Source organism: Streptomyces sp. NPDC030840 (genome assembly GCF_055572015.1).
Genome location: NZ_JBVIEE010000032.1, coordinates 6,756 through 19,633 on the forward strand (window position 1 = coordinate 6,756; position 12,878 = coordinate 19,633).

The 12,878-nt window shown below is 74.5% G+C and carries 12 protein-coding genes and 1 pseudogene; 1 reads left to right on the plus strand and 12 read right to left on the minus strand.

Annotation, left to right across the window (positions count from 1 at the left end):
- From ACZ49J_RS41070 to ACZ49J_RS41125, 12 genes and pseudogenes are all read right to left on the minus strand, one after another.
- Positions 1 to 232 (minus strand): annotated as a pseudogene (locus tag ACZ49J_RS41070) (hypothetical protein); the annotation flags it as partial.
- Positions 229 to 948, minus strand: a complete 720-nt coding sequence (locus ACZ49J_RS41075; protein ID WP_467457636.1) for a beta/alpha barrel domain-containing protein — start codon at positions 946 to 948, stop codon at positions 229 to 231. The pseudogene ACZ49J_RS41070 and the gene ACZ49J_RS41075, both read right to left, overlap by 4 nt.
- Complete coding sequence (gene trpF / locus ACZ49J_RS41080; RefSeq protein WP_467457637.1) at positions 945 to 2,033, minus strand: phosphoribosylanthranilate isomerase; 1,089 nt, start codon at positions 2,031 to 2,033, stop codon at positions 945 to 947. Before trpF ends, ACZ49J_RS41075 begins: the two co-directional genes overlap by 4 nt.
- A complete protein-coding gene (locus tag ACZ49J_RS41085) occupies positions 2,030 to 3,175 on the minus strand; it encodes an acyl-CoA dehydrogenase family protein (RefSeq protein ID WP_467457639.1) in 1,146 nt (381 codons plus the stop codon). Before ACZ49J_RS41085 ends, trpF begins: the two co-directional genes overlap by 4 nt.
- A 94-nt stretch (positions 3,176 to 3,269) precedes the next feature.
- On the minus strand, positions 3,270 to 3,644 hold the full coding sequence (locus ACZ49J_RS41090; RefSeq protein WP_467457640.1) for an ectoine synthase: 375 nt from the start codon (positions 3,642 to 3,644) through the stop codon (positions 3,270 to 3,272).
- A gap of 67 nt (positions 3,645 to 3,711) precedes the next feature.
- A complete protein-coding gene (trpA, locus tag ACZ49J_RS41095) occupies positions 3,712 to 4,596 on the minus strand; it encodes a tryptophan synthase subunit alpha (protein ID WP_467457642.1) in 885 nt (294 codons plus the stop codon).
- Positions 4,589 to 5,635: an anthranilate phosphoribosyltransferase gene (locus tag ACZ49J_RS41100; protein ID WP_467457643.1), complete on the minus strand. Its 1,047-nt coding sequence runs from the start codon at positions 5,633 to 5,635 to the stop codon at positions 4,589 to 4,591. The genes trpA and ACZ49J_RS41100 overlap by 8 nt, the downstream gene beginning before the upstream one ends.
- A 143-nt stretch (positions 5,636 to 5,778) precedes the next feature.
- Positions 5,779 to 6,045 carry an acyl carrier protein gene (locus ACZ49J_RS41105; RefSeq protein ID WP_467457645.1) on the minus strand — a complete coding sequence of 89 codons (267 nt, stop codon included), beginning with the start codon at positions 6,043 to 6,045 and terminating at the stop codon, positions 5,779 to 5,781.
- Positions 6,042 to 7,595 (minus strand): AMP-binding protein, encoded by a 1,554-nt coding sequence (locus ACZ49J_RS41110; RefSeq protein WP_467457646.1) that lies wholly within the window; start codon positions 7,593 to 7,595, stop codon positions 6,042 to 6,044. The genes ACZ49J_RS41105 and ACZ49J_RS41110 overlap by 4 nt, the downstream gene beginning before the upstream one ends.
- Entirely contained in the window at positions 7,592 to 8,443 is an 852-nt protein-coding gene (locus ACZ49J_RS41115) for a MaoC/PaaZ C-terminal domain-containing protein (RefSeq protein ID WP_467457647.1), read from the minus strand. Before ACZ49J_RS41115 ends, ACZ49J_RS41110 begins: the two co-directional genes overlap by 4 nt.
- Positions 8,440 to 9,693 carry a beta-ketoacyl-[acyl-carrier-protein] synthase family protein gene (locus ACZ49J_RS41120; RefSeq protein ID WP_467457648.1) on the minus strand — a complete coding sequence of 418 codons (1,254 nt, stop codon included), beginning with the start codon at positions 9,691 to 9,693 and terminating at the stop codon, positions 8,440 to 8,442. Before ACZ49J_RS41120 ends, ACZ49J_RS41115 begins: the two co-directional genes overlap by 4 nt.
- 41 nt (positions 9,694 to 9,734) lie before the next feature.
- Positions 9,735 to 10,946, minus strand: coding sequence for an aminotransferase class I/II-fold pyridoxal phosphate-dependent enzyme (locus ACZ49J_RS41125; RefSeq protein WP_467457650.1), 1,212 nt, complete (start codon positions 10,944 to 10,946; stop codon positions 9,735 to 9,737).
- Positions 10,947 to 11,230: 284 nt separating this feature from the next.
- On the opposite strand from ACZ49J_RS41125, the gene ACZ49J_RS41130 reads away from it, so the two are divergent.
- Complete coding sequence (locus ACZ49J_RS41130) at positions 11,231 to 12,157, plus strand: AfsR/SARP family transcriptional regulator (protein ID WP_467457651.1); 927 nt, start codon at positions 11,231 to 11,233, stop codon at positions 12,155 to 12,157.
- Positions 12,158 to 12,878 lie beyond the last annotated feature (721 nt).

Sequence of the window (12,878 nt, forward strand, 5' to 3'; positions counted from 1 at the left end):
TCCGGGAGCGGGCCCGGTCCATGGCGGTCACCCAGGCGGCGGGCGATCCGGTCCGCAGCAGCGAGGTGCCCACGAGCAGGCCGTCGAAGCCCGCGTCGTGGTGGGCGTCCACGGCGGGTGGCGCCCACAGCGCGGACAGCGGGAAGCCGCCGGCGTCGACGGTGCACGGGACGGCGCCCGCGGGGCCGCCGGTCATCCCGGGGGTGCCGGTCATCGCGGTGCCGCCGGTCATCGCAGCGCCGCCTTCCGGGAGCGGGCCCGGTCCATGGCGGTCACCCAGGCGGCGGGCGATCCGGTCCGCAGCAGCGAGGTGCCCACGAGCAGGCCGTCGAAGCCCGCGTCGAGCAGCTCCGCCGCGGCGGCCGGGCCGCCGATGCCGCTGGCGCTCACCGCGCAGGGAGTGCCGGTCGCCCGGACCGCCTCCAGCAGGTCCAGGCTGCGACCCGGGTCGCCGGGGTCGCGTTCGCGCGCCTTGATGTCCTTGTTGTTGACGGCGATGACGCAGTGACCGGGCTCGGGCACCCGGTCGAGCTCCTCCTCCGAGGTGATCTCGACGAAGGGGGTCAGTCCGGTCCTCAGCGCCTCGGTCACCAGGGTGCGCAGGGCGCCGGCGGGCAGGAGTGCGGCGGTGAGCAGCACCGCGGAGGCGCCCAGGCCGGCGGCCGTGGCGATCTGGTCCCGGCGGGTGACGAAGTCCTTCTGCAGCAGCGGCAGCCGGGTCATCGCGGCGACGTCCCGCAGCAGGGCGGGGGTGCCGCCGAACCACCGGCCGGTCACCACGGAGATGCACGGCGCCCCCGCGGTCTCGTACGCGTCGACGATCGCCGCCGGGGTCCGGCCGCCCAGCAGGTCGTAGCCGTGGGCGTCGCGCCGCTTCACCTCCATGACCACCGGGGTGGGGGAGGCCAGCAGCGCGCCGAGGAAGGAGGTCGTGGCAGGGGTGGTCATGTCAGGAGCTCTCTCTTCGGGCTGTGGGTTGGGGTGGCGAGGGCGCGGGCGCCGTCCGTCTGCCAGGCCCGGGCCAGGGCCGTGACCCGGGTGAGTGCGAAACCGGTGCCGCCGGGCGCCCGGGCGGCGGTGTCCACGTCGACGCCGCGGAAGCCGGGGTGGGCGACGGCCTCGTCGTACGCCGGGCGGGCCGTGGCGGTCAGGCCGCCGGCCAGCAGGAACGGCCGGGGCAGCAGGGGCAGCAGTGAGGTGACGCCGTCCGGGTCCAGGGGCAGTCCGGTGCTGCCGACCCTGCCGTCGCCCGAGGCGGTGTCGAGCAGGAACAGGTCGGTACCGGCCCGGGCGTACGCGCCGAGCAGCGGGCGTTCGACGCATCCGCCGCCGGGCCCCACGTGCAGCACCTTCACGATGCCGACCGAGGCGGGCAACGCCTGGCGCAGCTCGCGTACCACGGACGGCGGCTGGTAGGCGTGGAGCTGGACCCAGCCCACGTCCGCCGTCAGGGCCGTGCGTGCCATCTCGGGGGCGTCCGCCCGGAAGGTGACCCAGGCGGGCAGCAGACCCGCGTCGCGGGCGGCGGCGGACAGGGACAACAGCGTGGCGAGATCCAGTTCCCTCGGACCGCGGGGCACGCCGTGCCAGAGGCCGACGCAGTCGGCACCGCCGGCCGCCGCCGTCTCGACGTCCCGGGTGCCGGTGGCTCCGCAGACCTTCAGCAGGCGCCCGGGGCAGGGGGCGGCGGGCTGGGCGGTCGCCCCCGGCCCCGGGGTCGAGGGGGTGGGGCCGTGGGGGGTGCCGTGCCGGGGGCCGCCGCGGTTCGTGCCGCCGGTCGCTGCCACTTCTTCGGTGTCCGGGGTGTCGGTGGCTCCGTCGGCCTTCAGCAGGCGCCGGGGGTCCTGGGTGGCGGGCTGGGTGGTCGCCGCCGGCCCCGGGGTCGAGGGGGTGGGGTTGTGGGGGGTGTCGTGCCGGGGGTCGGCGCGGTTCGTGCCGCCGGTCGCTGCCACTTCTTCGGTGTCCGGGGTGTCGGTGGCTCCACAGGCCTTCAGCAGACGGCCGGGGGCCTCGGCGGTGGGTCGGGCGGTCATCGGCCCAGCCCCATGGCCGAGGCGATGCGGGAGTACTGGATCTCGTTGGTGCCGGAGTAGATGGTGCCGCCGACCGCGTTGCGCACCTCCTGCTCCAGGCCGCTCTCCGACATGTAGCCGTGCCCGCCGAAGATCTGCACGGCGGTGATGCTGCTGTTCAGGTTGCCCTGGCTGGTGAGCAGCTTGGCGATGGCGAGATCGGTGGTGACGTCCAGGCCGGCCTCCAGCTTCTCTCCGGTGTCGTAGAGCCACTTGCGGGCGGTCTCCAGCTGGATCCGCACGTCGACGATCTTGTTGGCGACCGTCTGGTACGAGCCGATGGGCCGGCCGAAGGAGGTGCGGGTGCGGGCGTAGTCGACGCAGCGGTCGAGCCGGTGCTGCATCTCCCCGACGTTGACGCAGAAGGAGAAGAGGATCTCCCGCTTCATCACGTGGTCGAGGACCATCAGTCCGCCGCCGACCCGGCCGAGGACCGCCTCGCGGGGCAGGCGGACATCGTCCAGGTAGAGCTCGCCCAGCGGCGAGGTGCGCAGGCCCATCTTCTTGACGGGCCGTCCGAGGACCACCCCGGGCGTGGTCCGGTCCACCAGGAAGGCGGTGGTGCCCAGCGGGCCGCCGGAGGGGTGGGTACGGGCGTAGACGACGATCACGTCGGCCACGGGTCCGTTGCTGACGAACACCTTGCTGCCGTTGAGGACGAAGTCGTCCCCGTCGCGTACGGCGCGCGTGGTCATGGCCATCGCGTCCGAGCCGCCCTCGGCCTCGGTGATGGCGTGGGCGCCGATGGCCTCGCCGGAGCAGATGGCGGGGAGCCAGCGCTCCTTCTGGGCCGGGGTGCCGAAGTGCTGGAGCGGGATGCCGGTGGAGCAGATGGAGGTGGTGACGGAGAAACTGAGTCCGGAGTCCCGGTTGTACTCGCCGAGGCCCTCGAGGACATACATGGTGGTGAGCAGCGACTGTCCGAGGCCGCCGTACTCCTCGTCGAAGGGCAGGGCGAGGATGCCGGTCTCCTGGACGAGCTTCCACTTGTCGTGCGGGAAGGCGCTCTGCTCGTCCAGCGCGATGTGGTCCGCGCTCAGCGCTTCCCCCCACCGGGCCAGTCCCTCGCGCAGGTCGGTCTGGTCGGTGTTCCAAAGGATCACGGTGGACCTCTTCGTGTCGGTGATCGGGACGGGTGCGCGACGGGGCGTCCCTCCCCGTCGCGCGGCCGGCCGGTGTGTTCCGGTGCGGCGGGGATCAGTAGGCCGACGAGCGGGACTCGTCGAGGCTGTGCGCCTCGTCGCCCTTGAGCGCGGGCGAGAAGACGCAGACCAGGCGCAGGTCCTCGTGCGGGCTGGCGACGAGGAAGTGCGCGTCGTGCTTGTCCAGCGCGTACATGCGGCCCGGCACGATCTTGTGGGTGGAGCCGTCGAGCGCGATGACCTCGCCGGAGCCGGCGATGCAGTAGCAGCTCTCCAGGTGGTTGACGTACTCCAGGCGGGACTTGGTGCCCGCGTTGACCACGGTGTCGGTGATCGTGTAGCCGAGACCGTCCTCCTCCAGGAGGAAGCGGCGGCTGATGCCGTTGCCCCAGTCGACGGTCTTCACGTTCTCGATGTCGCGGACGATCATGGAAATCTCCCATGGGAACGAGGGGTTTCGGGACGTGGTGGAGCAGGTGGAACGGGTGGTGCGTCGCTCACCGCGCTGCGGGTGAGGGCGCGGGGCGTACGGGTGCGGGCCGGACGGAGCGGACGAAGGCGCTCAGGGCGGCGACGACGTCGCCCTGGCCTGCCCGGCCGTCCTGGGCGGCCTCCGCGGCGGCCACGGCGGCCGAGCCGATGATCGCGGCGTCGGCGCCGGCCGCTGCCACGGCGGCCACGTCCTCGGCGGTGCTCACCCCGAAGCCGACGGCTATCGGGGAGTCCGTGTGGGGTCTCAGCCCGGCGACCGCGCGCGCCAGGGCGGCGTGGCCGTGGGCGGGCGCGGACCCGCTGCGCCCGTAGTGGGCGACCAGGTAGAGGTAGGCGGAGGCCTGGGCGGCGGCCTGTCGGCGGGTCTCCTCGGGGCTCCGCGTGTAACAGGTGGTCACCACGGGCAGCGAGGCCCGTTCGGCGGCCGCCAGGTGTTCCTCGCGCAGCCGGGGCGGCAGCGCGTGCACGAGCAGCCCGTCGGCCCCGCTCGCGGCGATCTCCGCGGTGACGGACGCGAGGTCGCGGCCCGCCAGGGAGTGCCGCCAGTCGGCGAGCAGCGCGATCCGGGTGCGGCGCAGCTGCGGCCGCACGCTCGCGATCACGGAGAGGACCTCGTCGAGTCCGGCTCCGCCCCGGTCCAGGGCGCGGCGGGCGGAGCGCCGGATGACCGGACCGTCGGTCGGCGAGTCGGGGAAGGGGACGGCCAGTTCCAGGCAGTCCACTCCCTCTTCGTCGAGCATGAACATGATCTCGGGCAGGACGGGCAGGGGCGGGTCCCCCGCGTTGAGGAACAGGGCCAGCCCGGGGTCGCCGGGGTGGCGGCCGGCGAAGAACGCGGCGGGCGGGCACTGGGCCGAGGCGGTGGGCCCGGGCGTCGGACGGTCAGACATGGGCCACCGCTTCTCTCCGCCGCCGCTGGGCCCGGCCGGTGGTCGCCAGCCGGTCGGCGAGGTCCAGGGCGGCGCCGCTGCGGACGGCCCGCGTGGCGACGGCGACCGCGGTGAGCCAGTCGCTGCGGGCGCCGGAGGCCACCAGGAGGGCGGCGGCGCCCAGGCACACGGTGCGCACGGCGACGGTGTTGGCCGTGCCCGCGAGGACGGAGCGGAAGTGCGCGACGGCCTCGGCGGGGGCGGCCGGCCGCAGGTCGGCGAAGGAACCGGTGGCCGGGGCGAGCGCGCCGGGCCTGATGACGCGGGCCGGTGCGCCGGGCCGGTGCACCGTGCCGGTGGAGAACGGCAGCAGTTCGTCGGAGCCGCTCTCGTCGGTGACGAGCCAGATCCGCCGCCCGGCCGTGGAGGCGGCCAGCCGCAGCAGGGTGTCCAGCGGGGCGGCCGAGGAGACCCCGGTGACCTGTGCGGCCACCGGAAGGTCGGCGAGGAAGGGGCCCAGCGCGTTCAGGAAGCCGCCGAAGGGCTTCATGGGCCACGGGGCGACGGTCCGCGCCAGCCTGGTCAGCTGCGCCGGGTAGACGTGGGGCCCGGCGAAGGCGATCCCGAACTCGGCGAGGGTGTCCTCGGTCTCGGCGAGGGAGGAGGTGAGCCTGACCCCGAGCCGGTCCAGCAGGTCGACGGAGCCGAGGGAGCTGGTGTAGGCGCGGGAGCCGGTCTTGACCACCTTCACCCCGGCGGCCGCGGCGACGAACGCCGAGGCCGTCGAGATGTTGAAGGTGCTCGGGCCGCCGCCGGTGCCGACGACGTTGACCGTGCCCTTCCAGCCGGGGCCCGCGGTCACCGGCGGGCGGCGCTCGGCGAGCGAGTCGAGGAGCGGGCGCAGGGTGTCGTGGCCGGGGAGCCGGCAGGTCAGGGCGGTGAGCAGACCGATGACCTCGGTACGCTCGAGCCGTCCTTCCTCGAGCCGGTCCCACCAGGACCGCCAGGTCTCGCGCTCGACCGGGGTCTGCCGCAGCAGACCGGTGAGTGCGTCGTGCACGTTGTTCCTCCGTCCGTCTCGTTGGGTCGTTCCGCCTCGTCGGGTCGTTCGGCCTCGTCGGGTGGCGCCGCGCGGGCCGGTGGGTCGGTGGGTCGGCGGGCCGGCGGGACGGCGCGGGGTGGCCGCGCCGTCGCCGCCGACGGTCAGGCGGCGGCCCCGCGGGCGTTCTCGCGGGCGGTCTCGATGAACGCGTCGATCGCCTCGACACTGCGGAAGTTGTCGGGGTCCAGGTCGGCGTCCCCGACGGCGAGGCCGAAGTGGTCCTCCACCCACGCGATCATCTTCAGGACGCCGAGGCTGTCGATGACGCCGTCGTTCAGCAGGTCGTGGTCCGGGGCGAGTTCCGCCGGCGACGTGCCGGGGAGGAACTCGGAGATGACGAAGTTCTTGATGACGTCCGCGTTGCTCATGTCTGGTTTCCTTCGGTACGGGTGGTGGGAGGTGCGGGAAGCGGGGACAGCCGGTCGAGGGCCTTGCGGTCGGTCTTTCCGGTGGTGGTCTTCGGCAGTGGGTCCTCGGTGAGGGTGAGGAGCGCGGGCACGGCGGCCCGCGGCAGGCGGCGCGCGCAGTGGCCGCGCAGGAGCAGGCCTGTCACCGCCGATCCGGGGGCGCGCCGCACGCCGGCGATCAGGCGGCGGCCGGCGACCGGGTCGGGGACGGCGGCCACACCGGCCTCCAGGACGTCGGGGTGTTCCAGCAGGACACGTTCGACCTCGGCGGTGTTGACGGCGGTGCCGCGGACCTTGACCTGGAAGTCGGTGCGTCCGGTGAGGTGGAGGACGCCGTCGGCGTCGCGCCGCACCAGGTCGCCGGTGCGGAACCAGCGGCGGTCGTCGAGACCGAGGGGGTGGCCGGTGAACTTGTCCGTGTGGCGGGTGCGGTCCAGGTAGCCGTGGCTCTGGAAGGGCGTGGAGACGTAGAGCTCGCCCTCCCCGGGGCCGTCCAGCAGGGCGCCGGTGGCGGGGTCGAGGAGCAGTGCCCGGACGCCGGGCAGCGGGTGCCCGAGCGGGACGGGTCCGGTGGCACCCGGGTCGACCTCGTGGACGAAGCTGTCGTTGGTCTCGGTGCAGCCGTACACGTTGTGCAGCCGGGCCTTGGGGAAGAGGTCGGGCAGCGCGCCGAGGAGACGCTCGGGTATCGCGTCGCCGGTGAACATGACGTGCTGTACGCCGGGCAGGACGGCGTCCTCCTTGGCCGCGGCCTCGCGCAGCAGTTCCAGGGCCATCGGGACGGCCTGGACGATGTGGACGTCGTGACGGACCACCAGGTCCAGCAGGTGTCGGCCGCGCGCGGCGAGCGCCGGGTCCACGACGACGACGCGGCCGCCGCGGGCGAGGGTGGTCCACACGTCCAGCAGGCAGAGGTCGAAGTTCAGCGGGGCGTAGTTGAGGACGGTCCGGTCCGGTCCGATGCCGAAGGCGGGTGCCGCCCACCGCACGAACCGGTCGACGGCGTCCCGGCCCAGCGGGACGATCTTGGGCAGGCTGGTGGATCCGGAGGTGGTCAGCATCAGCGCCGTACCGGCGGCTTCGGCGGCCCCCAGCGGCTGGGCGGCGACCCGGGGGTCGGGCGAGACGCGGCCCGGCGCACCGCCGGGGGCGAGGACGTGGCGGCATCCGGCCTGGGCGAAGAGCCCGGCCAGCAGGCCGTCGGCGAGCGCCGGGGACGGCAGCAGCACGGGCCGGCGGGCCAGCAGGCAGGCCAGGACCAGGGCGATGGTGCCGGGCGACTTGTCGGCCAGGACACCGACGGGCTCCCCGTCGGCGAGGTCCAGGCGGCTCAGCCGCTCCTGTTCGGCGGCGGCGAGCGCGTGCAGCTCCCGGTAGGTGAGCTCCTCGCCGTTGAAGACCAGCGCGGTGGCGTGGGGGCGTGTGGTGGCCTGGGTGAGGAAGCCGTCGGTCAGGCCGGCTGCCTCCTCGGCGGCGGGTGCGAGCGCGGCGTCGGGGTAGGTCAGGGTCATGTCCGGGCCTCCTGTTCGGCGGCGGGGGAGAGCGTGATCCAGCCGGCCTTGACCGCGATCCCCGCCGGCGTACGGCAGGTGAGGCGCACGGTCTCGGCTCCCGGACCGGGTTCCAGCTCGATCTCCAGCGGGACGTCCGGTGCCACGGGGGCGGAGAAGCGGCAGCCGATCCCGGTCACCCGGGAGGCGTCCTGGCCGGCGAAGCGGTCCACGGCCTCCTCGACGGCGAGGGCGACGACGCCCATGCCGTGGGCGATGACCGTGTCGAAGCCGGCCGCCCGGGCCGCCGCCGCGTCCAGGTGGATCGGGTTGAGGTCGCCGGAGGCGTGGGCGTACGCGCGGATCCAGTCGGCGGTCAGCACATGGCGCGCGGTCTGCCGCCCGTCCGCGCCGGGTGCGCCCTTCGGGGCGGGCGGGGCGCCGACGTCGCCCGTGGACTCGAGGAGCGTCGCCCCGGACAGCAGGGCGGAGACGGTCAGTTCGGCGAACGGCCCGGGGCCGTCCTGGCCGGACAGCAGCACCCGCAGGGCGATCCGGGCGCCACGCGCCTCCCGCCGGATCCCGGCCACCTCCAGCGACACCGTGACGTCCTCGCCGGCCCGGACGGGCCGGGTGAGCCGGATGTCCTGGGCGAGGTGGACCACGGAGACCGGGCCGGGCTCGCCGGCCGTCAATTCCTCGACGGTCCGCTGGGCGACGGTGTGGGCGAGGACGAAGGCGTGGACGGGGGAGGCCTGGCCGGGGGCGGCGGGCGGCAGCCCGTGCCGGACGGCCGCCCGGTAGGCGGTGACCTCCTCCTGGGTCACGGTGACGGTGCGGACGGGCGCGGGCGGGGTGAACGTCGTCATACCGGCGTCACCACCAGGGAGGCGTTGTGGCCGCCGAACCCGAAGGAGTTGGTCAGCGCGGGCCCGGACCGCACGCGGCGCGGAGCGCCGTGCACGACGTCGATGTCCATTCCTGGCTCCAGTCGTTCGTGGTTGGCCGTGGGCGGCACCTCGCGGTGGCGCACGGCCAGTACGGTGGCGATCAGTTCGACGGCTCCGGCGGCGCCGATCAGGTGCCCGATCACCGACTTCGGCGCGGTGACGGGCGGCCCGCCGGTGCCGAACACCTTGCGCAGCGCGGCGGCCTCCGAGCGGTCGTTGTGCGGGGTGGAGGTGCCGTGGGCGTTGACGTGGACGATGTCCGCGGGCGTCAGCCCGGCGTCGGCGATCGCGCCGGCCATCGCGGCGGCCGCGCCCGCGCCGTCGGGCAGCGGCATGGACAGGTGGTGGGCGTCCGAGGTGGCGGCGTATCCCGCGACCAGCCCGTACGCGCGGGCGCCGCGGGCGCGGGCGTCCTCCAGCCGTTCGAGGACGACGAAGCCGGCGCCCTCGCCCATGACGAAGCCGTCGCGGTCGGTGTCGAAGGGGCGGCTGGCGTGCTCGGGGTCGTCGTTGCGGGTGGATACGGCGTTGAGGTTGCCGAACCCGGCGAGCGTGACCGGGGTGAGGGTGTGCTCGCAGCCGCCGGCCAGGACCACGTCGGCACGCCCGGTCTGCAGCAGCGCCAGGGCGTGGCCGACGGCGTCCGCGCCGGACGCGCAGGTGGTGGCGATGGTCTGCGCGGGCCCGGTCCAGCCCAGCCGGATGGAGATCTGGGCGGCGGCCGCGTTGGGCATCGTCATCAGCGGCATCAGGGGGTTGACCCGGGCCGGGCCGCCGGTCGTGTAGTGGGCGGACTCGCGGTCGCTGGTGGCGCGGCCACCGACGGCGTTGCCGACGACGACCGCGGTGCGGGCCGGGTCGACGGCCGGGGCCCCGGCGTCCTGGTGGGCGGCGAGGGCGGCGGCCGTGCCGAAGTGGGCGAACGGGTCCAGCCGCCGGGCCTCCTTGGCGGGGATGAGCCCGTCCAGGGCCTCCAGCCCGCGCACCCGGCAGCCGATGCGGACCCGGTGGGCGGAGAGGTCGAGGTGGGTGAGTCCGGCCGCGGTGGACCGGCCGGACCGCAGGCTGCTCCACAGGTCGTCGGGGCTGCACCCACCGGGGGTGACCACGCCCATGCCGGTGACGGCGACGGGCGGCCGTCGGTGACTGCCCCGGGACGCTCCAGGCATGTCTGCTCCTTGTCCCTGCGCGGCGGCAGGCGGGTCGGCGGTCAGATGATCCGGCACTCGCGGGCGGAGGCGATGAAGGCCTCGGCGGCGACGTCGATGTCCTTGGAGGTGTGGGCGGCCGTGATGGCGATGCGCAGCCGCGCCAGGTCGTTGGGAACGGCCGGGGTGACCACCGGCAGGCCGATCACCCCGTTCTTGCGGCACACCGTCGCGTAGTCGTAGGCGGCCTCGTCGGAGCCCGCGATCACCGGCACCACCGCGGTCTCGGACTGGGCGGTGGACATGCCGGCCTCGTGGAGCAGGGCGCGGAAGCGGCGGGACTCGCGCTGGATGAACTCCACCCGCTCCGGCTCGCGCTGCAGGATCCGCAGCGACTCAAGGGCGGCCGCGGACTGCGCGGGGCCGAGCGCGGCGGAGAACAGGAACGGCCGGGCGGCGTACTTCAGGTGGTGCACGAGGTCGGCCGAGCCGGCGACCCAGCCGCCCATCGACGGGATGGCCTTGGAGAGGGTGCCGAGCTTGATGTCGACCTTCACCTCGTCGCCGAAGTGCTCCTCGATGCCGTGGCCGGTGGCGCCGATGACACCCAGCGCGTGCGCCTCGTCGACCATCAGCAGCGCGTTGTGGGCGTCGCACACCTCGCGCAGCTCCGGCAGGGGGGCGATGTCCCCGTCCATGGAGTACACGCTGTCCACGATCACCAGGCGCACACCGGTGTCCGGGGCGGCCTCCAGGCGGCGCCTGAGGTGCCCGACGTCGTTGTGCCGGAAGCGGGTGACGGTCGCCCCGGAGAGCTTGCAGCCGTCGACGATGCTGGCGTGGTCGTACTTGTCGATGAAGACGGTGTCCCCGGGGCCGACGATCGCGCCGACGGTGCCGACGTTGGCCGCGTACCCGGAGCCGAACACCAGGGCCTGCTCGCGGCCGGCGAACTTGGCGACCTCCGCCTCGAGTTCCTCGTGCAGCGGGGTGGAGCCGGCCAGGGCGCGCACGCCGTGGTTGCCGGTGCCGTAGAGGTCGACGGCGGCCTTGGCGGCGCCGACCACCCGTTCGTCGCCGGCCAGGCCCAGGTACGAGTAGCCGGACATCATCAGCAGTCGCCGGCCGTCCTGGTCGGCGTACGCCGAGTCCCGCTCGACGGTGTAGGCGACGAAGCTGTTCCTGCGGATGGGCTCGTATTCCAGGGACCGTACGCGGTCCCGGAAATAGGCCAGCTTCGGCTCGAGACGTGCCCACGCAGCGGATGTGTTCACGTGCTTCTCCTCGTCGCGCTCGTCCGGCAAATCCGGAGCTCTTGATGCGCCGCCTCATTTCCGGGCGGGCTCCAGCGGAATTCCATTAGGCCCCGAGGGGCGCAACGCGAGCGCAAGAGAATGCGTCGCGGGACGGCGGAACCGCTCTGGAATCCCGCTGGAGCAGGCATTTCACGGTGGAGGGCATCGGTTGACAGGCCGAAAGGCGACGCAGGTATCGTTCAATTCCGCACGAACTTTCGGGGGACACGGCCGAAAACCGACCGTTTGTGGAGAGTGCAGAAGTGCTGATCAAACTCGTGGGTCTTGTCACGATCGAGCCGGACGGAGCGCCGCCGCAGCACCTCGCCGGCGCGCAGGCGCAGGTGGCGTTCGCCCGGCTGCTGCTGGAACGGGCCACCGGCACGGACCGCGACCAACTGGCCGAAACCGTCTGGCCCGACGGGCTCCCCGACACCTGGGCGTCGGCGCTGCGCAGCGTGGTGAGCCGGGTCCGTACGTTCGTCACGCGGCCAGGCAGCCCGCCGGGGGAGACCCCGCTGGTCGCCCAGGGGGGCCGCTACCTGCTGCGGATACCGTCGGACGCCGTGGTGGACGTGGAGTGTGCCGACACCGCGGTCCGGGAGGCCTCCCAGGCCTACGCCGAAGGGTCCTACGCGGTCGCGCGGGAGCTGGCGGCCGGCGCCGTGTCCAACCTGCGGGGCTCGTTCCTGCCCGCCCACGAGGGCGAATGGGTCACCTCGACCCGTGAGCAGCTGGAGGAGCTGCGGCTGCGCGCGCTGGAGACGGCCAGTCTGGCCTCGTCCGCCCTGGGCGACGAGCACCACGCCCTGCGGTACGCCGACGAGGCGGTGCGTCGCGCGCCGTTCCGGGAGAGCGCCTACCGCTGCCGGATGACGGCGCACGCCCGGGCCGGCAACCGGGCGGAGGCGCTGCGCGGCTACCAGCAGCTGCGCGAGGTGCTGCTGGAGGAGCTCGGCATCGACCCGGCGCCGGAGACGGAGGCGGCCTATCTGGAACTGCTCCGGACGCCGGCGCCGCGTCCGCCGCGCCCCGCGCCGCGTCCCGTGCCGCCTCCCGCGGCGGGCGCGGCACGGCGGATCGACCCGGTGCTCATGGGGATGTTCGAGGTCGATCCGGCCGCGGTGCCTCAGGAGTGCTCGCTGCCGGCGGGCGGCTGCGCCGTGCACTCACCGGGCGGGGCGGCCTGAAGCCGGACACGCCGCGGAGCCCCTGCCCGGGGCGCTCCGGCCGCGAGCGGCTCGGCGCCGTGAGCGGCTCGGCGAGACGCCCGGCCGGGGTTTCCCGGCCGGGCGTCCGGCGTGGGCGGCTGTTGAGCTCGTGGGCGACCGGGTCCAGGTGCTCGTGGGTGAGGTGGGACCGGGTGGCTGTGTGTCCGGCTGTTCGGTCGCCCCCGCCGCCCCTGCCCGTCCCGTCCCCAGGGGCTGCGCCCCTTCGCCCCCGCCACAGTGGCGGAGCCCCCTTGGCCCCCCACTCGGGTCTGCGCCCCGGACCCCGTTCCCGTTCGGGGGCTGGTCGGAGCCGTGCCGCCGGGGACTGGCCGGGGCGCGTAGTGGACCGGGACGTCCGTGGCCGCCTTGTGAGCGGCCGTTTCGGATCCCCCGCCCTCAGATCAGGAAGCACCGCGGGTACGGCGGCGGTGACCGCACGGACTCGGTCGATGCGTCGCGGGTGTCGCGCGCGTTCGTGACCGCACCGCTCTGACACGGCACCGCCGACGGGCAGGCCGTACGCCCACCCTGACGTCGCCGTACCGGGCGGTGGTTGCCGGGCGGGCGGGCAGCACGGAAGCGGGTGCCGTGTACGGGGCCACTCGTGTCCGCCGGCAGAGCATGGGCCGGCCTCGTCCGCAGGCCGGCACGGCGTGGGCCGGCCCAGCCCCCTCAGGCGCGGTGCCCGCTCGCACACGTA